General features: G+C 71.1%; 17 protein-coding genes. 12 read left to right on the top strand and 5 right to left on the bottom strand.

All coding sequences use genetic code 11. The features are described from left to right. Positions 1 to 62: 62 nt before the first annotated feature. The 7 genes from AB0D14_RS11695 (at position 63) to AB0D14_RS11665 (ending at position 13,771) form a co-directional block, all read left to right on the top strand. A complete protein-coding gene (locus AB0D14_RS11695) occupies positions 63 to 2,726 on the top strand; it encodes a protein kinase (RefSeq protein WP_362777250.1) in 2,664 nt (887 codons plus the stop codon). Between the two features lie 288 nt (positions 2,727 to 3,014). Continuing rightward, entirely contained in the window at positions 3,015 to 4,847 is a 1,833-nt protein-coding gene (locus AB0D14_RS11690) for a protein kinase (protein WP_362777421.1), read from the top strand. Positions 4,848 to 5,022: 175 nt separating this feature from the next. Beyond that, entirely contained in the window at positions 5,023 to 6,669 is a 1,647-nt protein-coding gene (locus tag AB0D14_RS11685) for a serine/threonine-protein kinase (RefSeq protein WP_362777249.1), read from the top strand. 124 nt (positions 6,670 to 6,793) lie between these two features. Beyond that, positions 6,794 to 8,536 carry a serine/threonine-protein kinase gene (locus AB0D14_RS11680; protein WP_362777247.1) on the top strand — a complete coding sequence of 581 codons (1,743 nt, stop codon included), beginning with the start codon at positions 6,794 to 6,796 and terminating at the stop codon, positions 8,534 to 8,536. 133 nt (positions 8,537 to 8,669) lie between these two features. After that, positions 8,670 to 10,142: a diacylglycerol kinase family protein gene (locus AB0D14_RS11675; RefSeq protein ID WP_362777245.1), complete on the top strand. Its 1,473-nt coding sequence runs from the start codon at positions 8,670 to 8,672 to the stop codon at positions 10,140 to 10,142. 156 nt (positions 10,143 to 10,298) lie between these two features. Further along, complete coding sequence (locus AB0D14_RS11670; RefSeq protein ID WP_362777243.1) at positions 10,299 to 11,924, top strand: succinic semialdehyde dehydrogenase; 1,626 nt, start codon at positions 10,299 to 10,301, stop codon at positions 11,922 to 11,924. Between the two features lie 62 nt (positions 11,925 to 11,986). Next, a complete protein-coding gene (locus AB0D14_RS11665; RefSeq protein WP_362777241.1) occupies positions 11,987 to 13,771 on the top strand; it encodes a GMC family oxidoreductase in 1,785 nt (594 codons plus the stop codon). Between the two features lie 166 nt (positions 13,772 to 13,937). Here the strand turns inward: AB0D14_RS11665 and AB0D14_RS11660 are convergent, their stop codons facing one another. Next, positions 13,938 to 14,942, bottom strand: a complete 1,005-nt coding sequence (locus AB0D14_RS11660; RefSeq protein WP_362777239.1) for an LAETG motif-containing sortase-dependent surface protein — start codon at positions 14,940 to 14,942, stop codon at positions 13,938 to 13,940. Between the two features lie 319 nt (positions 14,943 to 15,261). Here AB0D14_RS11660 and AB0D14_RS11655 point away from each other — a divergent pair, with 319 nt between their 5' ends. After that, positions 15,262 to 16,458, top strand: a complete 1,197-nt coding sequence (locus AB0D14_RS11655) for a hypothetical protein (RefSeq protein WP_362777237.1) — start codon at positions 15,262 to 15,264, stop codon at positions 16,456 to 16,458. Between the two features lie 71 nt (positions 16,459 to 16,529). Next, positions 16,530 to 17,297 (top strand): hypothetical protein, encoded by a 768-nt coding sequence (locus AB0D14_RS11650; RefSeq protein ID WP_362777235.1) that lies wholly within the window; start codon positions 16,530 to 16,532, stop codon positions 17,295 to 17,297. A gap of 764 nt (positions 17,298 to 18,061) precedes the next feature. On the opposite strand, the gene AB0D14_RS11645 is transcribed toward AB0D14_RS11650, so the two are convergent. Beyond that, positions 18,062 to 18,382 (bottom strand): chorismate mutase, encoded by a 321-nt coding sequence (locus tag AB0D14_RS11645; protein ID WP_362777233.1) that lies wholly within the window; start codon positions 18,380 to 18,382, stop codon positions 18,062 to 18,064. A gap of 466 nt (positions 18,383 to 18,848) precedes the next feature. Here AB0D14_RS11645 and guaA point away from each other — a divergent pair, with 466 nt between their 5' ends. Next, a complete protein-coding gene (guaA, locus tag AB0D14_RS11640) occupies positions 18,849 to 20,423 on the top strand; it encodes a glutamine-hydrolyzing GMP synthase (protein ID WP_362777231.1) in 1,575 nt (524 codons plus the stop codon). Between the two features lie 56 nt (positions 20,424 to 20,479). On the opposite strand, the gene AB0D14_RS11635 is transcribed toward guaA, so the two are convergent. Together AB0D14_RS11635 and AB0D14_RS11630 are read right to left on the bottom strand one after the other, a co-directional pair. Then, positions 20,480 to 20,962: a pyridoxamine 5'-phosphate oxidase family protein gene (locus AB0D14_RS11635; RefSeq protein ID WP_362777229.1), complete on the bottom strand. Its 483-nt coding sequence runs from the start codon at positions 20,960 to 20,962 to the stop codon at positions 20,480 to 20,482. A gap of 29 nt (positions 20,963 to 20,991) precedes the next feature. Further along, positions 20,992 to 21,585: a hypothetical protein gene (locus AB0D14_RS11630; protein ID WP_362777226.1), complete on the bottom strand. Its 594-nt coding sequence runs from the start codon at positions 21,583 to 21,585 to the stop codon at positions 20,992 to 20,994. Between the two features lie 358 nt (positions 21,586 to 21,943). Between AB0D14_RS11630 and AB0D14_RS11625 the strand changes: the two genes are divergently transcribed. Next, positions 21,944 to 22,738, top strand: a complete 795-nt coding sequence (locus AB0D14_RS11625; protein WP_362777224.1) for a class II aldolase/adducin family protein — start codon at positions 21,944 to 21,946, stop codon at positions 22,736 to 22,738. A gap of 84 nt (positions 22,739 to 22,822) precedes the next feature. On the opposite strand, the gene AB0D14_RS11620 is transcribed toward AB0D14_RS11625, so the two are convergent. Next, positions 22,823 to 23,752: a DUF4429 domain-containing protein gene (locus AB0D14_RS11620; protein ID WP_362777223.1), complete on the bottom strand. Its 930-nt coding sequence runs from the start codon at positions 23,750 to 23,752 to the stop codon at positions 22,823 to 22,825. Positions 23,753 to 23,988: 236 nt separating this feature from the next. On the opposite strand from AB0D14_RS11620, the gene AB0D14_RS11615 reads away from it, so the two are divergent. Then, positions 23,989 to 25,290, top strand: coding sequence for a hypothetical protein (locus AB0D14_RS11615; RefSeq protein WP_362777221.1), 1,302 nt, complete (start codon positions 23,989 to 23,991; stop codon positions 25,288 to 25,290). Positions 25,291 to 25,469 lie beyond the last annotated feature (179 nt).

Here is a 25,469-nt window from a genome sequence, read left to right as displayed (position 1 = left end):
TGCAGCCACAACGGGACACATGGCGAACGGAATTGACCAACCGGGCGGCCGGGGGAGGCATCGTGGACGACTATGCGGGACGGGTACTCGCCGATCGTTACCGCCTGCCGCTCCCGCCGTCGGACGAGTACGAGTTCGCCGAGTCCCGGGCCTTCGACACGTACAGCGGCCAGGAGGTCGTGGTCCGTCAGGTGCCGCTGCCCGAGGTCGTCGAGGCGGAGGTGCTCGACGCGGACGGGCTGCCCGACGGGTTCGTCGCGCGGGACGACGGTGTCAGGCGACCCTCCGCGCGGACCACGCGGCGGCCCGCCGAGCCCGCCGTGCGACGGGCGATCGAGGCCGCGCAGGCCGCGGCGCAGATACCCGACCACCCTCGGCTCGACCAGGTTTTCGACGTGTTCGCCGAGGGCGGGTCGCTGTGGATAGTGAGCGAGTCGGTGCCCGCGCGGCAGCTCGCGGCGCTGCTCGCCGAGGGGCCGCTGAGTCCGTATCGGGCCGCCGAGGTGGCCGCCGACGTGCTGACCGCGCTGCGGGTGCTGCACGCGCACGGATGGGTGCACCGGAACATCACCGCCCGCACGGTGCTCGTCTGCGACGACGGACGGGTGATGCTCACGGGGCTTGCCTCGGGAGCCGCGGAGGAGGCGCTGTGCGGATACGACCCGGTGCCGCCCGCCGAAGGCGAAGGTGAGACGGGCGGCCCGGCGGGTCCAGGAGGTCGGGCGGGTTCGTCCGGGCAGCTCGGTCGGTCCGGTGCCTCCGGGCGCTTCGGTGGACAGGCCGTATCCGGGGCGCCTGGGCCGGACAGTGGCCGCTCCGCGGTAGAGGCCGTGCGCGGGGGCGGGAGCGCGTTGCCCGTCACGCAGGCCCAGTCGCGGGCCAAGGACATGGCGCGGCGGGCACTGGACACGGGCGAAGACGTACGGGCCGCGCGGGCCGGAGCCATCGCGGCCTACCGCGCGGGCGCGCGGGCGGCGGCCCGGGTGCAGGAGGAGGAGCGGGACGGCCGGAACGCGGAGTTGCCCGCTGCGCGGCCCGGGTCGGCCGGAAGCGGCACCGAAGCCGGTCGGACATCCGGTCGGACATCTGGTCAGACCTCCGGTCCGATCTCGGGGCAGATAGCCGGTCAAGGGGTGGAGCACACGTCGCCACCGGGGCAGATCGCCGACCCGTACGGGGTGGGGCTGCCGGGCGCCTGGCACGGCGCCGCGCCGCGCGGCGGTGCCTCCGTGGTGGCGGGCCCCGGGCAGGACCGTTCTCCCGCGCTGCAGGGCGACAGCGGCGGTGCGGCCGGGGGATGGGTGACGGAGGCCGTCGCGTACGGCGCCGGGTACGCGCCGTCGGCCGACCACGCTTCCGCGGACCCCGGCGCGGGCGGGGCCCCGGCTCCGACCCAGGGGAGCCAGCGCACCCCTGCTCAGCGCGCCCCCGCCTCTGTCACCACCCGGCGAGGCCCGGCCACCGCGCTGGCGGCGGACCGGGCCCGGCAGGCGCGGATGGCCGTTGTGGGGCCCGTCACCGAGCGCTGGGCGCCCGAGCAGGCCGGGCCCGTGCACGAGAACTGGCAGTTGGCGGCGCCGATCGCTCCCGAGACCGACCTGTGGGCGCTGGGCGCGTTGCTCTTCCGCGCCGTTCAGGGCCATGCGCCCTACCCCGAGGAGAGCACCGCCGAGCTGGTGCAGCTGGTGTGCGCGGAGCCGCCCGCCTTCGCGGAGGAGTGCGGTCCGCTGAGGCCGGTCGTGGAATCCCTGCTGCGTCAGGACCCCACAGAGCGGCTCGACTTCGAGGAGCTTCGAGGCTGGCTGCGTTCGCTGGTGCGGTCGGCGCCCGAGCCGGAGGCGGGTACGTACGTCGTCGCGGCGCCGCCCGTGGACCCCACCCGGCTGCCTGTCGTACGTCGTCGGGGCGAGATCGTCCGCCGGCGTCGCGCCGGGCTGCCCGCCACCAGCCCCCACGGCCGTCACAAGCGGGGCAAGCAGGGCAGGGAGGTCAAGCCCCGCCGGCTCGGCCGCACGCTGCTCCTGCTGATACTGCTCGCCATGGCCGCCGCTGTCGCGTACGCCGTGGCGTTCATGCCCAGGAACGGCTCCGGCGGTGAGCGCACCGGTTCCGCGGGCGATGTCGTCAGTCCCGCCCCCGGACACTCCTCGGACACCGGCGCCGGTCCGGACGGGAAAGCGGGCACCGACCCGCAGAACGAGAAGACGCCGAGCAAGGACAGCAGCCCGACGAGCTCGTCCAGTTCCACGACCCAGACCACCGGCCCCGAGCTTCCCCAGGGCTTCACACTGCGCAAGGACTCCGAAGGGTTCCGCGTGGCGGTCGCCAACGGCTGGGAGCGCACCGGGAAGAACGGACGCGGCCAGGTCGTCTACTCGCACGGTGCCTTCGAGCTGCTGGTCGTCCCCGGACGCGACACGACCGGGAAGTACGGCAGCGATCCGATGAACTACCAGCGCGAGGACGAGCGCGAGCTGCAGCCGTTCCGCGACTCGACATGGGCCACGTCCAGCGGGATGCGGCGGATCGACGTGGGCGGACGGGCCATGGCCGAGGGACAGTTCACCTGGCAGGACTCCACGGGCGGTGAGGTCTTCGTACGCAACCTCGTGATCATCGCCGGTGGGCGGTACCACGTGGTGCAGATGCGCGGTCCGGAGGCCGAGCGGGACGAGGTGACGCGCTTGTACGAGCAGGCGTCGTCGACGTACCAGATCACTGGTTGACGACGTACTGGACCACTGGTTGACGATGTACCAGATCACTGGTTGATATGGCGTCATGACCCTGTGCAGCCAGGGGCTTTGTAAAGAACTGACATCGGTTGCGTCGAGGTATCTGCACGGTTGTGACACCGGATCGGTGCTGGACGCCTGATCACCGGGCCACAGCCGCTCATTCGGGTGCGCGGCAACCGTCACAGTGCTGTTTCCGTGGGACCCCGCCGGTTCCCTGGGCGGGTGCCGGTCCATAGTCTGGCCCTGTCAAGAGCATTGCGGGGAAACGTGAATCAGATGCAGGGCCTGCTTCTGGCGGGTCGCTACCGGCTCGCCGACTCCATCGGCAGCGGCGGCATGGGCCGGGTGTGGCGTGCGCGCGACGAAGTGCTGCACCGCGCCGTCGCGATCAAGGAGCTGACGGCCGCGCTCTACGTGTCCGAGAGCGAACAGGCCGTCCTCCTCGCCCGTACACGGGCCGAGGCCCGGGCGGCGGCGCGTATCAACCACTCGGCCGTGGTCACCGTGCACGACGTGCTGGAACACGACGGCCGGCCGTGGATCGTGATGGAGCTCGTCGAGGGCGGCTCGCTCGCCGACGCCGTCAAGGAGCAGGGACGCATCGAGCCCAGGGAGGCGGCCCGGATCGGGCTGTGGGTCCTGCGCGCGCTGCGGGCCGCGCACTCCGCCGGTGTACTGCACCGCGACGTCAAGCCGGGCAACGTACTGGTCTCCAGCGACCGGCGTGTGCTGCTCACGGACTTCGGGATCGCGCAGGTCGAGGGGGACACCACGATCACGCGCACCGGCGAGATAGTCGGCTCGGTCGACTATCTGGCGCCGGAGCGCATTCGCGGCCAGGACCCCGGCCCGTCCGCCGACCTGTGGGCGCTCGGCGCGACGCTCTACACGGCGGTCGAGGGCAGATCGCCGTTCCGCCGCACGACACCCCTGACCACCATGCAGGCCGTGGTCGCCGAGGAGCTCGACGCCCCGGAGAACGCGGGCCCGCTCACGCCCGTCATCACCGCCCTGCTGCGCAAGGATCCCGCCGAGCGGCCCGGGCCGGAGGAGGCCGAGCAGATGCTCGCCGAGGCGGCGGAGGGGCGGACACCGAACTCGGCGCAGGCCTATGTGCCGACGCAACATGTGGGCAACACACAGGAGGCCCAGGGCACGTACGGGTCGGGGCAGACTGTGGCTCCTGGTCCTGAGGTGGGCACCCCCGCCGGCGCGTACGGCTCTCCCGGGCCGTACGGAACGCATGTGTCTCAGGGCAACCACCTTCCGGGCAACCAGCATCCGGGCAATCAGCAACCGGGGAACCAATATCCGGGCCATCAGTATCCGCAGGGCCCCTATGACAGGCCGGACGCCCACGACACCTACGGCAGCCGCGGCCGGCCCGTGCCCGACCCGGCCGGCGCCACCACGAACCAGCCGGCGGTGGTCGGCCCGCCCCGGCGCCGCGGGGCCCGCACCCTCGTCATGGTCGTGCTCGCGGCCGCGCTCCTCGGCGGCGGTGGCGTCGCGGCGATGCTGCTGGCGGACAGGGGAGGGAGCGATGACACGTCGACGTCCTCGGGTTCCTCCGGGTCTCCCGCGGACCCGCCCGCCTCGGCCGGTGAGGACGACGGGAAACAGACCGGGGAGGCCGAGGCCGGTGATGTGCCCGACGGCTGGGAGCGCGTCAACGACGTCAAGGGTTTCAGCCTCGTGCTGCCCGAGGGCTGGAAGCGACAGGTCGAGGGAGAGCAGATCGACTACACGCCCGACGGCGGCGAGCACTTCGTGCGCATCGCCATCGACGACTCCCCGGACTTCGACACCCCGTACCGGCATCTCCTGGACCTGGAAACGCAGTTGCAACGGCTGACCAACTACCAGCAGGTCAGCCTGGAGTCCAACACCTTCCGCGACCGCCCGGGGGCGCTGTGGGACTTCACCTGGAACGCGCAGCCCAAGGACACGGAGTTCCCGGGCCCGCGCCGGGCCACCGAACAGTCGTATTTCAGCCGTGACGGGGTCGAGTACGTGATCTACATGTCCGCGCCCGCCGCGGACTGGGACACCGCCCGGGAGCAGTTCGACACGGTCCTGCGCGGTTGGCAGCCCCCGCCCGCACAGTGACGCCCCTCCAGCTCCCCGCGGTCCTCAGCGGGTGACAGCCCCCGGCTCCCGGTGGCTCGTTTCCGCGCAGCGGCGTGCCGCAGCGTGACGCGTACGTGCTCGCGTACGTCGGTTGTCGGCCACCCCCGTCGCGCGACCCCGGAGGGCTCAAGTCCGGTGCGGCATGATGGGGCGCATGGGTGCCGAGGGCGAGAGACCGGAGGGCAACGCCCGTGTCATCGCGGGCCGCTACCGCCTGGGGAGCAGGCTCGGCCGGGGCGGCATGGGTGTCGTGTGGCAGGCCACGGACCAGCTGCTCGCCCGGCAGGTCGCGGTCAAGGAACTCGCCGTCGACGCCTCGCTCTCGGCGGAGGAGTCCCGGCTGCAGCGCGAGCGCACCCTGCGTGAGGCGCGCGCGATCGCGCAACTGCGGCATCCGCACATCATCGTCGTGCATGACGTCGTCGAGCAGGACGAACGGCCTTACATCGTCATGGACCTGCTGGAAGGCGGCTCCCTCGCCGACCGGATCTCCCGGCAGGGCCCCGTCGACGCCGCGGAGGCGGCCCGGATGGGGATCGACCTCCTCAGCGCGCTGAGCAAGGCGCACGGCGCCGGTGTCCTGCACCGCGACCTGAAGCCAGGCAACGTGCTCCTCAACCTGGACGGCAGGGTCGTACTCACCGATTTCGGGACGGCGCAGGTCGCGGGCGCGACGACGCTCACCGAGAGCGGGGCGTTCGTGGGGTCGCCCGAGTACACCGCACCCGAGCGGATGTCGGGCGTCAGGACCGGGCCCGAATCGGACCTGTGGTCGCTCGGCGCGCTGCTCTGCACGGCCCTGAGCGGTGAGTCGCCGTTCCGCCGCGACTCGTTGGGCGGGATCCTGCACGCGGTCGTCGTCGACGACATCTCTCCGCCCGCGGCCGCCGAACCCCTGCTCCCCGTCGTGCTGGGCCTCCTCGAACGCGACCCCGAACGGCGGATCGACGCGACCGAGGCGGATCGGCTGCTGCGGGCGTTCCTCGACACGGGCCGTATGCCGGCCCGCATGCCGCCGGTCTCGCCCGGCCACCCGCCGGCACAGCGGGACCTTACGGGGCGGGACCCCGGTACGACGGCGCCGCCGACTCCGGAGCCCGCCGTGCGGCTCCCGCTGCGCCCCTCCTTCGCCGTCTCCTCGTCGATGCGCAACGTGCTGATCGCGGCTGCCCTCGTCGCGGCGGTGGCCGTGGCGGGCGTGTCGGCGGCCGCGCTGCTGATGGGTGACGGCGGCAGCGGGCCCGGACTGCCCACGAGATCGGCCTCCTCGCCCCGTACGACCGCCACGACCGCGAGCCCCGCGCCCACCGCCACCGCTTCCGGTTCCCGGCCGTCGGCCTCCGCCAGCCGTACCGTTCCCGCGGGGTACCGCCTCGTCCACGACGCGGCGGGTTTCTCCCTCGCGGTCCCCGTGGGCTTCACCCGCGAGACGCAGGGCGAGCGGATCTACTACCTGTCGGCGGGAAAGACCTTCCGTATCGGCGTCAAGGTGTCCGACCCGGAACCGGGCGGCCCGCTCGCGGTGCTGAAACGCGAGGCAGCCAAGGGACCGGACAGCAACCCCGGGTACCGCGACGGCCGTGTCACCGAGACCACCCGCTCCGGGCGCACGGCCGCGCTCTGGGAGTTCACCTGGAACGGCTTCAGCAAGGCGGAGGGCGCGCGGCACACCTACGACCTGTGCTGGGAGGAGGGCGGCCGGATGTACGACGTGCTGGTGTCGGCGCCGGTCGGCCAGGCGCGGGAGGCGCGGGAGTACTTCGACGTCGCGGTCGACACGTTCGTCCGCAAGGGCTCATGAGCCGCGCGGCGCCGTAACAGGCGCATGCCGCAAAAGGGGTATAAGGCGCGTCGCGCGTCACGGGTCTGTGACTGGAAAGCGCCCAGGGTGGAGCGGGAGCGGCTGCCGCGATAAGGATGGACCCATGAGCAGCAACGGGGGAGCCCCTTACGGACCCGACGAACCAACCAGTTTCGGCCTGCAACCGCCGCGCCCGCCGTCCGCCGTGTCGCCGCACCCCGGGAACCCGTACGCCGCGCCCACGCCCACCCAGGTCGTGCCCGAGCCGCAGACGCCCCAGCAGCCGCAGATGCCTCAGCAGCCCCAGGCATCCCAGGCCTCCCCGGTGTCACAGACGCCGCAGGACCCCGGCTCCGGTCGGCTCATTGCGGGCCGGTACCGGCTGCTCGGCAAGCTCGGCCACGGTGGCATGGGCACCGTATGGCGGGCCAAGGACGAGACGGTGGACAGGGAGGTCGCGGTCAAGGAGCCGCGCGTACCCGACCACCTTCCCGAACGTGAACGAGCCAACGTTTTCGAGCGGATGCGCCGCGAGGCACGTGCGGCGGCCCGGCTCGACCACCCGGCGGTGGTGAACGTCCACGACGTCGCCGTCGTGGACGGCCAGCCGTGGATCGTGATGGAGCTGGTCCGGGGGCGTTCGCTCGGCGCGGCGCTGCAGGAGGGCACGCTCGGGGCACGGGAAGCGGCGAGGATCGGCATCGAGGTGCTCGGCGCGCTGGAGGCCGCGCACGCGGAGGGCATCCTGCACCGCGACGTCAAGCCGGACAACGTCCTGCTCGGCACGGGCGACCGGGTCGTCCTCGCCGACTTCGGCATCGCACAGATCGAGGGCGAGACGAATCTGACCGACACGGGCGGCTTCGTCGGCTCGCCCGAGTTCATCGCGCCCGAGAGGGTGCTGGGACAGCGTCCGGGTCCGGCGTCGGACCTCTGGTCGCTGGGTGTGGTCCTGTACGCGGCCACGGAGGGCGTCTCGCCGTTCCGCCGCAGCAACACGCCCGCGACGCTCCAGTCCGTCCTCAACGCCACGCCGGCCGCGCCCAACGCGGCCACGGGGCCGCTCGCCGAGGCCATCAACGGACTCCTCGACAAGGACCCGAACCGCCGCCCGAACGCCGCGCGGGTGCGCGCGCTCCTGGAGCAGACCGCGCGGCCGCCCCAGCAGGAGCCGACACAGGTCGTTCAGACGCCGGTGCCCGGCGGAACCGGCGGCACCCTCAGCACCGGCGGCAGGGCGATCAGTGTCGGCCGCAGGGGATGGATCGGCATCGGTGCCGTGGTCGTCGCGGCGGCGGTGGCGGCGTACCTGACGGTCGCGAACCCGTTCGCGGCCCCCCTGCCGGACAGCTGGAGGAAGGCGGACCTGAAGGCCCTCGGTGCGACGGTGGCGATACCGAAGGGCTACCAGAAGACCGTGCCGAAGCCCGCCGTGGCCAAGGACGAACACTGGGTCCAGTTCACCGACCCGAGCGGCACCCTCTGGATCAGCCTGTCGCTGGACAGGAAGAGCGAGGGCACCTCGGACGAGATCGCCGGGACGGCTTCGGCGGAGATGTACGAGGACGACGCCGCCTACAAGCAGAGCGGCGCCTACGGCCTGGACATGGACTCCGATCCCGTGCCCGAGAGCGACCCCAACGACGCCAAGTACAAGGACCGCAAGGCCGCCCGGAACACCGTCGTCTACTCCAGCACGGACACCGAGAACCCGCGTCCGCGCGAGTTGCAGGTCCTGTACTACAAGACCCAGTCCGGCGACATGTACAAGCTCATGATCGGCTACCCGGGCAAGGGCGACTTCACCGAGCGGGGGCGCGAGGTGGCAAAGACGGCCATCGCGAATCTGGACATCGACAAGCTGTGAAGCGGCGGGAGGGCAGCCACTGAACCCGGGCCGCCCCCCCCTCCCGTCCCCTTCCCCTCCCCCGAACAGGCTCGCTGCCCCTGCCGGTCCTTGGCGCATACTGCTGCCTCACACCTTAAGAAGGGCGGCAGGCATGGGCCTGGATCTTGACGGGCGGGCGCACGCCCGCCAGCGCTGGGCGGCGCGCGTCGCCCTGGCCGCCGGCGGCGTCGCGGTGCTGTTGCCGCTCGGGTACGCGAGGGTCGCGAGTCTGCTGCTGGTCGCGGTCGGAGTGTTCGGCACGGCGGTGACCGTGGCCGCGCTGTGGTGGGTGCTGACCCTCCGGGGGACGGCCCGCGCGGCGGCCGGGGCGCTGGCCGTCGTGACGCCGGCCGTCGTCGTCTGGCTCTTCGCCGCCGCGAACCTGCTGTGGGTCGTTGTCATGTCCCTGGTCCTGTGGGGATTCGCCGTCTGGGCGGGCAAGTTCGCACTCAGCAGCACCAGATCGCATGCCGTCAGCGTGCGGGAGCACCGGACTCCCGCCCCCACGAGGCCCTTCCTCATCATGAATCCGCGGTCCGGTGGCGGGAAGGTCGAGCGGTTCGGGCTGAAGGAGAAGGCCGAGAGACTCGGGGCGCGGGTCCATCTGCTCGACCCCGAGCGGCGGGAGGACGTGACCGAACTCGCCCGGCAGGCCGTCGTGGACGGCGCCGATCTGCTCGGCGTCGCGGGCGGTGACGGTACGCAGGCGCTCGTCGCCGCCGTCGCCGCGGAGCACGGCATACCGTTCCTCGTCGTCTGCGCCGGAACCCGCAACCACTTCGCCATGGACCTCGGGCTCGACCGGGGCGACCCGGCGGCGAGCCTCGACGCGCTCACCGACGACGGAGTCGAACTCCATGTCGACCTCGGCTTCGCCGACACGTATCCCTTCGTCAACAACGCCTCGTTCGGGGCGTACGCGGTGGTCGTGCAGAGCCCCGAGTATCGGGACGACAAGGTCCGTACGACGCTGGAGCTGCTGCCCGAGCTGCTCACGCACCAGCGGGGGCCGCGGCTGACCGCCCGCCTGGAGGACATCGACGGGACCGCCCGTGCGGAGAAGGCCGACGGGACCGCCCGTGCGGAGGGGGAGGGCGGCGCCGAAGCGGCCGCCGTCATCGACGCGCCCCAGGCCCTCCTCGTGAGCAACAACCCCTACCGCATGGACGATCCGGCGGGGCTCGGCTATCGCGAGCGGCTGGAGTCCGGTGTGCTGGGCGTCCTCGGCATCAGGGTCGCGAACGCCGCCGAGGCCGCCGGGCTGCTGCTGGGCCGGCACTCCACCGGGCTCACCGTGCTGACCGCCCGCGAGGTGGTCGTCGACGCCGACCGCCCCGAGATCGAGGTCGGCGTGGACGGCGAGGCCCTCATGCTTCCCACGCCGGTACGGTGCCGGATCGAACCCGGTGCCCTGCGCGTGCGCGTCCCGGGGAACCGGCCGGGCGTTCCGGAGACCAAGCCTCCGCTGGACTGGCGCCGGCTGCGCAAGCTCGCGGCGGCGGTGGGACGTACGGCCCTGCCCAGACACCGGACCCCGCCCCGGCAGGAGACCCTGCCCGAGAATCGGACACCTCCCACGGCCTGACGCTCCCTGACACGGCCCGCGTCGGATCGAGCCGTGACGGACAACCCCCTGATCAGGCCATTTGCCGCCAGTGGTCACTGGCGCTGTGTGTGTAGTCGGTGAAACCCTGTTACCGACGGGTACCCAAAGAGCGCGGGCGGGCATACCCTGCGGCTCATGACGGACTCGCAGGCCCCGGCACAGGCCCCGGAAAAGACCGGTACCAACCCTCTCGCGCCCGCCCCCGAAGGCGCCCGCACGGCCGCTGACGTGGTCACGCCGGAGCTGATCGCTCAGCTCACCCGTGGCGTGGTCGGTTCGGGCCGCACCGCCAACCACACGCCGTTCACCGGCGAGAAGCTGGCCGACCTGCCCGAGTCCACCCCGCAGGACGTGGAACAGGCCTACGAGCGGGCCCGCGCGGCCCAGTCCGTCTGGGCCCAGATCCCCGTCAGGCAGCGCGCGGCCGTCCTCCTCCGCTTCCACGACCTGATGCTCGCCCGCCAGGCCGAGGTGCTGGACCTCATACAGCTGGAGACCGGCAAAGCCCGCCTGCACGCCCACGAGGAGGTCCAGGCGGTCGCCGTCGCGGCCCGCCACTACGGCCGCCGGGCCCCCTTCTACCTGCGCCCCAAGCGGCACGCGGGCGCCATGCCGACCCTCACCAAGGTCACCGAGCTGCGCCACCCGCGAGGCGTCGTCGGCCAGATCGCTCCCTGGAACTACCCGCTGGAGCTCTCCGTCGGCGACGCGCTGCCCGCCTTCGTCGCGGGCAACGCCGTCGTGATGAAGCCCGACACCGAGACCTGCCTCACCGCCCTGTGGGCCCGTGACCTGCTGATCGAGGCGGGCCTGCCGGCCGACGTCTTCCAGGTCGTCCTCGGCGAGGGCCCTGTCATCGGCCCCGAGGTCGTCAAGCACGCCGACTACGTCTCCTTCACCGGCTCCACCCGCACGGGCCGCGAGGTCGCCCAGAGCGCGGCGGCCCGGCTGGTCGGCGTGTCCCTCGAACTCGGCGGCAAGAACGCCATGCTGGTCCTCCAGGACGCCGACATCGACAAAGCGGCGGCCGGCGCGGTCCGCGCCTGCTTCTCGTCGGCCGGCCAGCTGTGCATCTCCATCGAGCGGCTGTACGTCCACGAGTCGGTCGCGGACACGTTCCTGGAGCGGTTCGCCGCGCGGACCAGGGCGATGCGGCTCGGCACCTCCCTCGCGTACAGCGCCGACATGGGCTCCCTGGTCGGCGAACGCCAGCTGGAGACCGTGACCCGCCACGTCGAGGAGGCCGTCGCCAAGGGCGCGACCGTCGTCGCGGGCGGTGTCGCGCGCCCGGACATCGGCCCGTACTTCTTCGAACCGACCATCCTCGACGGCGTCGAGGCGCCCATGGCGGTCTGCGGCGAGGAGACCTTCGGGCCGGTCGTCTCGATCTACCGGTTCAAGGACGAGGACGAGGTGATCGAGTCCGCCAACGCCACGGCGTACGGCCTCAACTCGTCGGTCTGGACGAAGGACGGCCGCCGTGGTGCCGAGGTCGCGGCCCGGCTGCGCACCGGAACGGTCAACATCAACGAGGGGTACGTTCCCGCGTACGGCAGCGTCCAGTCGCCGATGGGCGGCATGAAGGACTCCGGCCTCGGCCGCCGCCACGGCTCCGAGGGCATCCTCAAGTACACGGAGGCCCAGACGGTCGCCCAGCAGCGCCTGCTGCCGATGGCCCCCTCCCTGGGCATGGACGACGAGAAGTACGCGGCTTTCATGAGCCGCAGCCTCCGCCTGATGAAGACACTCCGGTTCCGCTGACAGCGCCCCGTGCCCCGGAGGGGCGCCACACCACCCGCACGGACACTCAACGAGGAGCACACGTGCCTCAGGACACATACGACTACGACGTCATCGTCGTGGGCTCCGGCTTCGGCGGCTCGGTGACAGCCCTCCGTCTGACGGAGAAGGGCTACAACGTCGCCGTCCTGGAAGCGGGCCGCCGTTTCACCCGAGGCACGCTGCCCAAGAACTCCTGGGACCTCAAGAACTACCTCTGGGCGCCGAAACTCGGCATGTACGGCATCCAGCGCATCCACCTGCTCGGCAACGTCATGGTGCTCGCGGGCGCGGGTGTGGGCGGCGGTTCCCTCAACTACGCCAACACCCTCTACGTACCGCCGAAGCCGTTCTTCCAGGACCCGCAGTGGAAGGACATCACCGACTGGCAGGAGGAGTTGAAGCCGTACTACGACCAGGCGCAGCGCATGCTCGGCGTACGGCTCAATCCGACCATGACCCCGTCGGACGTCCATCTCAAGGCGGCCGCCCAGCGGATGGGTGTGGGCGACACCTTCCACATGGCGCCGGTCGGCGTCTTCTTCGGTGACGGTGAGGACGCCGACGGGACCACGAAGGCGCAGCCGGGACAGCAGGCCGACGACCCGTACTTCGGTGGAGCGGGCCCCGCCCGCAGCGCGTGCGCCGAGTGCGGCGAGTGCATGACGGGCTGCCGGCACGGCGCGAAGAACACCCTCAACGAGAACTATCTGTACCTCGCCGAGAAGGCGGGCGCGGTGGTCCATCCGCTGACGACCGTCGTGTCCGTCACGGACGACTCGCAGGGCGGGTACGCCGTCTCGACGCTCCCGACGGACCGCGGGCGCAAGGGCGAGGGACGCGTCTTCAAGGCCCGCCGGGTCGTTCTCGCGGCCGGTACGTACGGCACGCAGACCCTGCTGCACCGGATGAGGGCGGGCGGTCAGCTCCCGTACCTGTCGAAGAGGCTCGGGGAGCTGACCCGTACGAACTCCGAGGCGCTGGTCGGTGCGCAGACCGACAACCGCCGCTACCGCAAGGCCACCGGCGAGGCGAAGGTCGACTTCACCCGCGGTGTCGCCATCACGTCCTCGATCCATCCGGACGCCAACACGCACATCGAGCCCGTCCGCTACGGCCGGGGCTCGAACTCGATGGGCAGCCTGTCGATCCTCCAGGTCCCGTACACGGAAGGTTCGTCGAGGGTTCTCGCCTGGCTGGTGAACGCGGTGAGGCACCCCACCCTCGTGGCCCGCTCGCTCTCCAACCGCCGCTGGTCGGAGCGGACCATCATCGGCCTGGTGATGCAGTCCCTCGACAACTCCCTGACGACGTACCTGAAGCCGAAGGGCGCGGGCAAGGGCCTGCTGACGGCACGGCAGGGCCATGGCGCCCCCAACCCTAAGCAGATCAAGACCGCTTCGGAGGGTGCCTCCGCGATCGCGGCCGAGATCAACGGCTTCGCGGGTTCGAACGTCGGCGAGCTGATGGGCATGCCGCTGACCGCCCACTTCCTGGGCGGCTGCCCGATCGGCGCGTCCGCGGACGAGGGCGTCATCGACCCCTACCACCGGCTGTACGGGCACCCGGGCATCTCCGTCGTCGACGGAGCCGCGGTCTCGGCGAACCTGGGCGTGAACCCGTCCCTGACCATCACCGCACAGGCCGAGCGCGCGATGTCGTACTGGCCCAACAACGGGGAGGCGGACCCGCGTCCGGCGCAGGGAGCCGCGTACGAGCGCCTGAAGCCGGTCGAGCCGCTCGCGCCCGCGGTCCCGGCGGACGCCTTCGGCGCTCTGAAGCTGCCGTTCCTGGGCATGCCGACGGTGCCACCGAAACCGAAGAAGTAACCGCACGCTGCCCGCGATGCCAGGTAACGCGACGCCGGGAAACGTGGGCGTCAGAAAAGACGAAGGACCTGCGCCCCCCTCCGAGCGCAGGTCCTTACGTCTGTTGCGCGACCGGCTCTGCCGGCCCGCAGTCGATCACCGCACTCCAGTGGAGCGCTTTGTGGAGCTACGCGTCGGAGCCGGCCTTACGGCGACGAGCGACGAACACCGCACCCGCACCGGCGACGAGAGCGGCACCGCCGACGAGACCGATGGTCGGCAGCGCGGAGTTGGAACCGGTCTCGGCGAGGTTGCCGGTCGGCAGCGCGGCGACGTTGCCCTGCGGCTTCTTCACCGGGTCCTTGCCGTCGTCGTCGTTCGGCGTGGCGGTGCCCGGCTTCGGGTTGGCCGCGCCGGCCTTCAGAACCTCGAAGTCGTACTGCGCCCAGCCTTCGGCGATGCAGTCCTGGCCGTCGACGTTGTCGACGTAGGCACCGGAGCCGAAGGAGTACGAGTCGCCGGCCGGGGCGCCCTTGTCGACGCTGAAGCGCAGGTCGACCTCCTGGCTCGCCTTGGCCTTCAGCTCCTCGACGTAGAAGAAGTAGTCACCGGCCCAGTTCTCGTCGCCGATCCGCTCCCACTTGCCGGACTCGGTGTTCTTGAACTCCAGCGTGACGTACGGGCTCAGGTACTTCGACTCGTCGATCTCGAAGTTCTCGATCTCGGCGTAGAAAGCGACGCCCTTGATCGCTTCCTTCGACTCGTTGGTGACGACCAACTCGAAGTCGTGGCTGCCGTCGCCCGCGACGATCTTGCCGGGCAGACCCTTGATGTCCGCGGAGACCTTGGCGGCGCCGTAGTTCTCGTCGAGGTCCTCGCAGAACGGAGCGTCCGGGTCGCCCGGCTCCTCGCTCGGCTCGGGCGGCGTCGCCGTCGGAGTCCCGGGGGGCGTCGTGCTGGCGGGTGGCGTCGCAGGCGGCGTGTCCGAGGGGATCTCGGTGCCGGGCGTCGTCGGAGGCGTCTCGCTGGGCGGCGTGGCCTCGGGAGTGGTCGGAGCCGGGGCCGGCGTCGTGGCCGAGCTCTCGGTCCCGGTGGGCGTGGGCTCGGCGAACGCGGCGGGAGCCGACAGCAGCGCGAGCGGGGCTATGACAGCCGTCGTGGCCGCAGCGGCCATGACACGGCGAAGCTTCATGAAGACCTCGGAAAGTCCGGCGCGCCGCGACGTCGCGGCACGAGATGTGGGTGAGGCCTCCGCGTGGCGGGCGCGGGTGTGGCCGTTGGTTGCGTGAGTGAGACCGGTGACCCCTGTGAAGGGTTGTCCTGGAACTCACAGAATTTTTATGTGGCCTGGGTCACACGTGGGATCGACTTGTGAACTCCTGTGCCCACGCCTTAGAACTGACTCTCGGTCGGCTGTCGAGCAAGTCGATCAGCAATTCGATCAGAATTCGATCGCGAGTTGCGGAGTGAGCCGGCCGGCAGGCCGACGATGGGGGAGAGGCGCAAGCGCCGTGACCGAGAAGCCGTCCGACAAATCACCCGAGAGGCCTGGGGAGTCCGGGGAGTCCGGGGAGTCCATACCGGACGCCGTTTGGGCGCGGTTCGTCCAGGACAGCGAGCGGGACATCCGAGCCTCAGAGGCACCCAAGGAGCCGTCCGCGCGCGCCCGCATGGTGACCGAGCGGCTGCGACAGCAGGAGGCCCGCGGTGAACTGCCCCCGGGCTGGCGTGCGCACCCGGTCGGCCCGGAGGCGTACGGGCGCAGAGCACGGCGCCGCAAGGTGTGGACGGTCATCGGCATCGTGGTCGCGGTCTCCGTCGCCGTGGTGGCCATGAAACCGTCCCTGCTGCCGGGCGACCCCTTCGGCATGGACTCCGGCTGGGGCTCGGGCTCCGGCGCGGGCGCGCGGTCCGCGGCCCCGCTGCCCGTGGAGACCGCGCCCGAGACGACGGCTCCGGGCTCCGTGTCCGGGACGCCCACCCTGGAGGAGCCCTTCGCCGGCTCCCCGGCCGCGCGGTACGCCGACGGCGCCGCCGGAATCGTGCCGCCGGACGCGAAGGCGGTCGGCGTGTTCTCGAAGGAGCAGGTCGCCCTGGCCCTGGAGCAGACCAAGACCCTGCTCGTCGACGCGAACCTCGACCGCGGGACGCTGCTCGGCGGCACCCCCGAGACCGTGCTCGACTCCGTGCTCGACCCCAAGCAGCCCGACCTGGTCGACGACCTGGAGTCCTCGCTGCGCAAGCCCGGCAAGGACCGTGATCCGCTGCGCTTCTTCAGCCGCTTCGACCCGGACGAGGTGCGGCTCGTCGGTGACGTGGTCAAGACCCGTGGCCGTACGACGTTCAAGGCGGGCCCGGACGGGGCGGTGGACATCCACACCGACTACACCTTCGTCTACGCGCTGGCCCCCGCCGACCCGGACTCCACCGAGGTGGCCCGCACCATCGTCCGCCGCGTCATCGACCTGCGGATGGGCGATCCGGCGAAGATCCGGGTCACGCCCGGCAAGCTCGCGGTGATCCGCTACGACGACGACGTCGCCAACTCCGCCTGCTTCGTCTACGACGGCTTCCTGCACCCGCTGTTGGCCTCGGCCGATCCCACGGGTGCGCCCCCGAGCGGGCCCGCGGTCGACCCGTACGACCGCAGCCGGGACCTCGGCGACGACTCCGGTACGGAGCCGTGTGGGACGGCGTCGCGGATATGATGGCAACGATGAGCGCAAGGGTGGGCACGAGGGCGAACGCAAGGGTGAAGGCAAGGATCTCGCGGCCTCTCGTGGCCGTATCGGCCGTGGCTGCCCTCGGCAGTGTCGCGGCGTGCGGCTCGGGCGGCAGCGGACAGGACGGGAAGTCGTCGCGTCCGACGGTGAGCGAACGGACGGCCGACGGGGCGAAGGCGAAGACACCCGCGCAGAAGAGCCCCGATGCTGAGAAGAGCCCGGACGTTGAGAAGAGCCCGGACGCTCGGAAAGGGGCCGGGCCCCTGGACGAGGCGCAATTGAAGAAGGCCGCGCTCGTGACGGGTGACGTCAAGGGCTTCGAGGTCAACAAGTCGGGAGCCGCGGACCTCCTGGGACAGTCGGTCCCGGCGGCACCGTCGAAGTGCCGGCCGATCGCCGACATGTTCCTGTTCACCACCGACCCGGCCTCGGAGGCCGGAGTCAGCCGTGGTGTCAGCGCGAAGGACGAACTGGACGCCTCGGTGACCACGCTTACCCTCCTGTCGTACGAGTCGGGCGAGACCGAAGAAGTGATCGAGGGTCTGCGTTCGGCGACGAAGACCTGCACCGCCTATCGGCACGCCGGTTACGACTACAAGAACGTGAAGGCGCTGGCCGACCCGGACCTGGGTGACGAATCCGTCGCGTTCAGGCTGCTCGCCTCGATCGAGGGGGCGAAGGTCCCCGTCGCGTACACGGTCGTCCGCGCCGGTACGACGCTGGTGGCCCTCAGCTCGATGAACATGCTCGACGCGGACAAGGTCAAGGTTCCGGCCAAGCTCGTCGAGGCGCAGCTCACCAAGCTGGCGAAGACGACGGGCTGACCCGCCTCGGCCGGCCGCAGCAGGCCCAGCAGGCCGCGGCAGGCGGAGTGAAGAGCACGGAGCGAAGAGCACGGAGCGAAGAGCACGGAGCGAAAGGCAGGAGAAGAGCGAAGGGCCCCGCGGGGCGAACCGCGGGGCCCTTCGTCATCAGCACCGACGTCAGGGCAGCGCCGGTGCTTTGGGACGGCGCTGGGGGGGGGTAGCGCCGCTTATTGGCTTGTCCGCCGGTCCGCGCCCGGCGCACCGGGGGAGTGCATATGGTGTAGACCATTGGCGGTAGGACGGTGCAATGCGAATGTCTGCTGTGGGGCTCGGGGTTGTTCCAGCATCGTGCTCGATGGGCCGCGGCCTCCGCAAGCGTTTCGACGGCCCTCGCGCAGATTCCACCGGTCGGCTCCGGGCGTCCCCGGAGCCGACCTTCTGTTGGGTGACCGGGCTGCTGTCCCCTGCAGTCCGGTCACTTCCCCGGAATGAGGTCCCACGGCACACATCCGTACGCCTCTTGTTCCAGTGGAGCCACGCGTGGTTCTTCGGGCCCGCCCCTGGCCGACACGGACACCGGGACAACGGAGTCCGCCGCGGGACGGTCACGTGCCGTACGGGTGAGGGGGCATGCGTACGTGCGTGCACCGGACGCACGTCGTAGCCGGAGGTCGTACGTGATGTCGTACGCGCCGCCGTACACACGGCCGTGCGCGCCGCCGTACGCACAGCCCTCCCTGCAGCAGCTGCACACACCGCCCTCCGCGCAGCTGCACACGTGCTCAGACGCGGCCCCGGCACAGTTCCAGCAGCGTCATCGCGAGCGCGGTGCCCGGCCTGTCCAGGGCTTCCCTGTAGTGGCCCAGCACCTCCATCTCGCGTGACAGGTTGACGCGGCGGCCGCCGGAGGTGATCCGGGCCTCCTGGATGACGGCCGAGACGGCCATGCGTTCCTGGACGAGGCCGATGATGCGGTCGTCGAGGGCGTCGATGCGTTCGCGGGCGCCGGTGATCACATCGGCGGCCTCTTCGGTGCGAGCGCCGGTCCTGTCGGCGCTGGCCCTGTCCGTCGTGGCGGCGGTACCCGGCGTTGCTGTGCTCATCTCGTGGGCTCCTCTTCGGATGGGGTGCCCCGGAGCGGCAAGGTCCGGAAAACGCAGGCGCCCCGGGCCTTGTCGGCCCGGGGCGCCTGGGAAGTCGCTTGTCAGTTGCTCAAGCAGCACGACCATGGCAGCCGGTGGGCCGGTTGCCATAGGTAAAGACGAAGGTCTCGTGCGTAAGCATGGGAGCAGTATGCCCGGCCGCGGGCCGCCCGCCAAGCGCGCTCGGATGCTGAGACGCAAACGCCGGAGAGGCTGAAATACCTCAGGGCCGAGCTACCCAAGGGGCGCGGGGAACTGCGCGACAAGCCACAGCCGGACCCGCACCCGAAATCGCACCCCACGCGGTCTGGGGCGGAGCCCCGGTGTAGCACGGGGCCGGGGCGGAGCCCCCAGGGACGGGACGTCGGCTCCGGGCGCCCGGTTAGACTCGGGAGCACATCCCTGCTGAACCGCCGGAAGGCAAACCGTGCCAGAAGTGTCCCCCGTCGCCCCCGACACCGTCCTGGTCGTCGACTTCGGCGCGCAGTACGCCCAGCTCATCGCCCGCCGAGTCCGTGAGGCCCGGGTCTACAGCGAGATCGTGCCGAGCACCATGCCGGTCGAGGAGATGCTCGCCAAGAACCCGGCGGCGATCATCCTCTCCGGCGGCCCCTCGTCGGTGTACGCGGAAGGCGCGCCCCGCCTGGACCGCGCGCTCTTCGAGGCCGACGTCCCCGTCTTCGGCATGTGCTACGGCTTCCAGCTGATGGCGACCACCCTCGGTGGCACGGTCGACAACACGGGCGCCCGCGAGTACGGCCGTACGCAGCTGCACGTCTCGAAGTCGGGCTCGACCCTGTTCGAGGGCACCCCGGACGAGCAGTCCGTCTGGATGTCGCACGGCGACGCGTGCAGCGCGGCCCCCGAAGGCTTCTCCGTGACGGCCTCCACGGATGTCGTCCCGGTCGCGGCCTTCGAGAACGACGAGAAGAAGCTGTACGGGGTCCAGTACCACCCCGAGGTCATGCACTCCACACATGGCCAGCAGGTGCTCGAACACTTCCTGTACCGGGGCGCGGGCCTGACCCCGTCCTGGACCACCGGCAGCGTCATCGAGGAGCAGGTGGCGCTGATCCAGGAGCAGGTGGGCGACAAGCGTGCCATCTGCGGCCTGTCCGGCGGTGTGGACTCCGCGGTCGCCGCCGCCCTCGTGCAGAAGGCCATCGGCACGCAGCTGACCTGCGTGTACGTCGACCACGGTCTGATGCGCAAGGGCGAGACCGAGCAGGTCGAGAAGGACTTCGTGGCGGCGACCGGCGTCCAGCTGAAGGTCGTGGACGCGCAGGAGCGCTTCCTCACGGCCCTCAAGGGCGTCTCGGACCCCGAGGAGAAGCGGAAGATCATCGGCCGCGAGTTCATCCGGGTCTTCGAGCAGGCACAGGCGGAGATCATCGCTGACTCGGGCCCGGAGGTGGCTTTCCTGGTCCAGGGCACGCTCTACCCCGACGTGGTCGAGTCCGGCGGCGGCACGGGCACCGCCAACATCAAGTCCCACCACAATGTCGGCGGGCTCCCCGAGGACCTTGAGTTCCAGCTGATCGAGCCGCTGCGCCAGCTCTTCAAGGACGAGGTCCGGATGGTCGGCCAAGAGCTGGGCCTGCCGGACGAGATCGTCCAGCGCCAGCCGTTCCCCGGCCCGGGTCTCGGGATCCGGATCGTCGGCGAGGTCACCAAGGAGCGGCTCGACCTGCTCCGCGACGCCGACGCCATCGCCCGCGAGGAGCTGACGGCCGCCGGCCTCGACCGCGACATCTGGCAGTGCCCGGTCGTGCTCCTCGCCGACGTCCGCTCCGTCGGGGTCCAGGGCGACGGCCGCACGTACGGCCACCCGATCGTGCTGCGTCCCGTCTCCTCCGAGGACGCGATGACCGCCGACTGGTCCCGTCTGCCGTACGACGTCCTCGCGAAGATCTCGACGCGGATCACGAACGAGGTCGCGGACGTCAACCGAGTGGTCCTCGACGTGACGTCGAAGCCGCCGGGCACCATCGAGTGGGAGTAGTCCCTGCGCCCTGAGGCCCCGCGCCCCGGGTGTCCCCGGGGATGTGACACGGGCTTTCAGGTCCGCCTGAGAGTGCGCACCGGCACTCCGGGTTTCCAGATTTCGACGACCAGATACGTGTCGTCCTCGACGTAGGTCCGTACGACCTCCGTCAACTCGGTGCGGAAGAGGTGGAACGGCTCCGGCGGTTCCACCTCTTCGGTGTACCGGGCCTTTTCCGCCGAGTCGTGGATCTCGACCGCCCGCCCGGCGATCCGTACGTCGCCGCCGGCCGGCCCGGTGCCGGAACCCGGATTGGCCTGCAGGGCGAAACGCGGGTCCCGGCGCAGGTCCAGCGCCTTGAGGGAGTCCGGCATCATGCCGAGCCACAACTCCCCGTGCAGAAAACGGACCTCCAGGCCGGAGGTGCGGGGCGACCCGTCCTTACGGAGGGTCGCCACGACATGGTGTGTGAAGGCGGCGAACCGTTCCTCCACGATCTTGGCGAGGTCGGGTTCCGCAGCGACGAGAGCCGCCCAGTTCGACGTCGTGTGAGTCATACGCCGAGTCTGGCCCCGATAGCCGACGTCTAGTGGCGCCTTTTCGGCGGGGAGTTCCGCGGCCGGCTCCCGCTGAGGACCAGTCCCGCCGAGCGCAGCCGCCGGGCGAGCCGGTCCTTCCGTAGCACCTCCAGGCGCAGGAAGAGCGCGAACACCGCGGCCATCGTGGCGCTCGCGGCGAGCGAGGCCCTCCAGCCCGCGGGGATCAGAAGCAGTGCCATCAAGGCCGCGCTCGCGGTCATGAAGACGGCTTTGCGGCGCCAGTCGAGGTCGTCGTCCAGGGCGTCGAACTCGATGCGGGCCTTGAGCAGATTCACCGCCGGCGCCACGTCCGGCAGAGGCTTCAGCGTGCCGGGACGCATGCCGGGGGCGCGGCCCGCGGCGAGCCGGCCGAGCGCCGCCGTACTGCGCTCGCGGGCCTCGGGGCGGGGGTCGCGGACCAGCCGGACCTGGAGAGTCTGGCCGAGTCTGCTCGTCTTCTCGTACCGGAAGCCGTACTGCACGGCGATGTAGGTGAGTGCGGCGAGGCGGCGTGGGGATCCGCCGAGGTCGTCCAGGACGACCACATCGCGCGTGGCGATCTGCCTGAGCATGTCCGTGATGAGGCGCTCGGTTCTTTTCATGGGCGGAACGGGGAAGGGGAAGGGGAAGGGGAAGGGGAAGGGGACAAGGACAGGGGCGAGAACAGGGACGGCGACGGGGACTGGAATGGGGACGGAAACGGGGACGGAATTGGGGACGGGGATGCGGTCGCGGGGCGCGGTCCGCGCAGCTTGTGGGGAAGGCGGTGCACGGGGGGTCCCTCCAAGGGGCGTCGGCGCAGGTGCCCGACGGGTGTGTTGGCTCCGGTCAGGCAGACCAGTAGCCCCGTACAACGGTTGTGCACTCTCTTCCTCGACATCTCTGTTTTCCTGCGCTGACCGCCGGTAACTTCCCGCCCGTAACCACCGTACGGAGTCCTATCTCAGGACTGGAGGACATATGCACGGGCCCACGCCGCCCCTGCCGCTTCCCACCGACAGGCTGCGGTTCGCCATGCCGCCCATGCACGAATCGCTCGACGACGAGCGCCGGCACCGCAAGGAACGTCTCGCGGGCGCGCTGCGGCTCTTCGGGCGGCTCGGATTCGAGGACGGCGTCTCCGGACACATCACCGCGCGCGACCCGGAGTACAGCGACTGCTTCTGGGTCAACCCGTTCGGGATGCCCTTCAAGCACGTCACCGTCAGTGATCTGGTCATGGCCAACGGAGACGGCCAGGTGCTGGAGGGCCGCTACCACGTGAACCAGGCGGCGTTCACCGTGCACGCCCAGGTCCACGCCGCCCGTCCCGATGTCGTGGCGGTCGCCCACTGCCACTCGGTGAACGGGCGCGCGCTGTCCGCGCTCGGCGACCTGCTCGACCCGATCACCCAGGAGAGCTGCGCGTTCTACGAGGACCACGCGCTGTACGACGCCTACTCGGGCGTGGCCGTGGACACCGAGGAGGGGCGGCGGATCGCCTCCGCGCTCGGCTCGTTCAAGGCGCTCGTGCTGCGCAACCACGGGCTGCTGACGGTCGGCGACTCGGTGGACGCGGCGGCCTGGTGGTTCCTGTCGATGGAGCGGTCCTGCCAGGTGCAGCTGACCGCGCGTGCGGCGGGGCGCCCGGTGCTGATCGACCACAAGCAGGCGGTCGCGACACGGGAGCAGGCCGGCGGGGACCTGGTCGCGTGGATCAACTACCAGCCGTTGTGGCAGGACATCAGCCGCAGCGAGCCGGACATGCTGTCCTGACGTGCCTCGCCTGCAGGGCTTTGTCAGTCGCAGTTGTCTCAGTCGCGCTTGCTCAGTCGCGAAGTGCCTGGGAGTCGCGAAGTGCTAGAAGCCGCGGAGCACGGCCGCCTTCGTCGTCGCGAACTCCTCGTCGGTGAGCACGCCGTCGCGGTGCAGTTCGCCCAGCTCCCGCAGTCGGCGCAGGAGTACGTCGTGGATGTTCTGCGGGGTGTTCTGCGGGGACGTCTGAGGCGGCTGGGGCTGTTGGGACTGCTGGCGTGTCTCGGACGTCTGGAGCGGATCGCCTTGCACATGCTCGCCGGTGCCGGTGGACGGGTGCGGGAGGCGGGCCATGACCGCGGTGGCGACAAGGGCCGTGAGCAGGTCGCGGCGCGCACTGCCCCACAGGTCGAGGGTGAACGGGTCCTTCTCCGGCGGCAGTTTGGAGAACACCGAGTCGCGCGTCACGAAGCGCAGGTAGCCGTCCTCGTAACCGGAGTTGGGCAGCCACTCCACCTGCACGACATCCGGCAGGCCGATGATGCGCGGGCCCGTCGCGCGCTTCACCCGGTCCGAGGTGTCGCTCCAGTCGATACGGACCCGGGCGCCGTCGAAGGAGACCGTGCCGTCGCTGGAGCGGACCGAGACGGGCACCGGCGGGCCGGGCAGAAGGTACGCCCCGGCCGGTTCCTTGGGGATCTGTTCGATGAGCAGGGCGTGGCGGATCTCCTCGGCGACGTACTCGGCGACCCCCGAACGGTCGATGTCCACGGACAGCCGGTACGGGTCAGCGGCGTCGGGCAGTCGGCCGCCGGTCGCCTGGAGCAGCGGGTCGGCGCCCTCGCGAAGCCTCAGACGCAGGCGGCCGCGCTTGCGTTCGGGCTCGTACACGACGCCCGCGACCGCTTCGAGGGGCACGGCGACCTCTCCGTACGTCTGCCGGAACAGCGGCACGGAGCGGTGCAGCCCCGGGGTGATCCGGACCGTGCTGCCGTCGAAGGCCCAGGTCCCGTCGCGCTGGATGATCTCGGCCATACGGAAATTCTCGCAGCCCGGTCAACACGGGGGTGGCCGGTTCACCCGCGCTGACCCAGACCTGGCGAACGCGGGGGGTGTGCGGTACGGCACAATGCGCTGTCGTCACAAGGCAGTTGTACGGCTGCGCAGTTGTGCGGTGGGCGGGTGTGCGGGTGGGCGAATGCGCGGTGAGCGGTGAGCGGGTGTACGGCCGATGAGTATTCGACGCAGTGGTGCGGAAGGCGGCAACGGGCGTGGCGGTGCAGGAGACTGGACAGGGCGCGGGGCGAGACGCCGTCCGGGGGGCCGGTCGGGGCGGGCACGAGGGCGGTTGTACCTGCGGGGACTGTCCGCACGGGGCGCGTGAGGGGCACCGGCGGGCAGTGGCCGCGTTCCTCGCCAAGCGGAACGAGCTGGCGTCGGGGCACGGGCTGCCCGCCGCGGTCGCGCACTCGGCCGGGGCCTCGCGGCAGTGGGTGTCGGACGCGCTGACCCAGTCCGCGGACCTCGTCGCCGAGCGCGGACGGGCCGAGGGGGAGGTCTGGCTCGGCCGCGTGTGGCGGCGAACAGTTCTGGCCGTGTGGGGCCTTGTGGTGATCCTGCTGCTGGTGCAGACGCTGACCGCGATCGGTGCGGGCTGGACGTCCGCGCGCACGGCGGGACTGCTCGCGGCGGTCGTGGTGGGCGGACTGCTGACCGTGGCCTCGTGGTTCCACCGGGCGCGGGGCGGAGTGCTGGCGCCGGTCATCGGCGAGGACAACAGGCTGTCCACCTCCCGTGTGGTGGCCGCCGCTTGGGTGCTGTTCGTCGTCTACGCGGTGCTGGTGCTGGCGGGGCGGCTCGCCGGGGCGTCCTCGCACACCGAGCGGGACTCCCTCATCTCGGGGCTCGAACTCGCCCGGGGCGCCGGCATCGTGACCGTACTCGCCGTCGTGTGCGCGATCGCCGTTCTGGTACGGCGAGTGGTGGGGCTGCGGGTTCTCGGGCAGCGGCTGCAGAAGGTACGGGCCGACCGGCCCCGGGCCGCCGACCTGATGACCGACGACTCCGGGCGCGGCAGCTTCGCGGACACGCAGTACGTCGTGCTGGGCGCCGTCGCGTTGGTCTTCGCGGCGGTACGGCTGGCCCGGCGGCCCGACCAGCTGCCGGATCTGCCGTGGGGGCTCGCGGTGGTGGTGCTGGTGTCGGCCGCCACGTACGTCGCCGGGAAGTACGCCGAGGGCGGGCGGCCGGTGATCCTCTCGGTCGTGCGGGCGCGCGAGGCCGGAGACCTGGACGCGCCGATCCGGACCGGGGACGACATCGAGATCCGGGGGGCCGGGTTCGTGCCGCCCGGGGCACAGAGCGCGGACCGGCTGTCGCGGATGATGGTGCGGATCGGCGCGGTGCATGTGCATGTGCCGTTGGTCCCGGTGCCCGGCGGGTTCAGTAACCCGTCCGACGCGGTGCTCACCGTGCCGGTGCCCGCGGACGTGGAGCCCGGGCGGGTGGAGGTACAGGTCGTCACCGCGGCGGGGGTGGAGACGAACCGGGTGGAGATCGACGTGACGGACTGAGGCCGCGCCCCGCACGACCGGGATCAAACAGGGTCGGGATCAAGCAGGGGCGGGACCAAACAGGGTCGGGTTCACACACGATCGGGATCAAAGGGGATGTTCGGGTGGACGTGGTGAAAATTTGTCCGTCCGGTCTTGAGCGGGGATGCGCCGCGGTACGTATTGTCTTGTTGAGGGGT

Origin of the sequence: Streptomyces sp. NPDC048484 (assembly GCF_040651415.1) — a bacterium.
Lineage (GTDB): Bacteria > Actinomycetota > Actinomycetes > Streptomycetales > Streptomycetaceae > Streptomyces.
This window is presented reverse-complemented; position numbering and strand designations above follow the sequence as displayed.

Coding starts and splice junctions, on each gene's coding strand:
- AB0D14_RS11675 (WP_362777245.1), top strand. CDS start 8,670: ATGGGCCTGGATCTTGACGGGCGGGCGCACGCCCGCCAGCGCTGGGCG.
- AB0D14_RS11670 (WP_362777243.1), top strand. CDS start 10,299: ATGACGGACTCGCAGGCCCCGGCACAGGCCCCGGAAAAGACCGGTACC.
- AB0D14_RS11680 (WP_362777247.1), top strand. CDS start 6,794: ATGAGCAGCAACGGGGGAGCCCCTTACGGACCCGACGAACCAACCAGT.
- AB0D14_RS11690 (WP_362777421.1), top strand. CDS start 3,015: ATGCAGGGCCTGCTTCTGGCGGGTCGCTACCGGCTCGCCGACTCCATC.
- AB0D14_RS11645 (WP_362777233.1), bottom strand. CDS start 18,382: ATGAGCACAGCAACGCCGGGTACCGCCGCCACGACGGACAGGGCCAGC.
- AB0D14_RS11660 (WP_362777239.1), bottom strand. CDS start 14,942: ATGAAGCTTCGCCGTGTCATGGCCGCTGCGGCCACGACGGCTGTCATA.
- AB0D14_RS11630 (WP_362777226.1), bottom strand. CDS start 21,585: ATGAAAAGAACCGAGCGCCTCATCACGGACATGCTCAGGCAGATCGCC.
- AB0D14_RS11635 (WP_362777229.1), bottom strand. CDS start 20,962: ATGACTCACACGACGTCGAACTGGGCGGCTCTCGTCGCTGCGGAACCC.
- AB0D14_RS11685 (WP_362777249.1), top strand. CDS start 5,023: ATGGGTGCCGAGGGCGAGAGACCGGAGGGCAACGCCCGTGTCATCGCG.
- AB0D14_RS11625 (WP_362777224.1), top strand. CDS start 21,944: ATGCACGGGCCCACGCCGCCCCTGCCGCTTCCCACCGACAGGCTGCGG.
- AB0D14_RS11620 (WP_362777223.1), bottom strand. CDS start 23,752: ATGGCCGAGATCATCCAGCGCGACGGGACCTGGGCCTTCGACGGCAGC.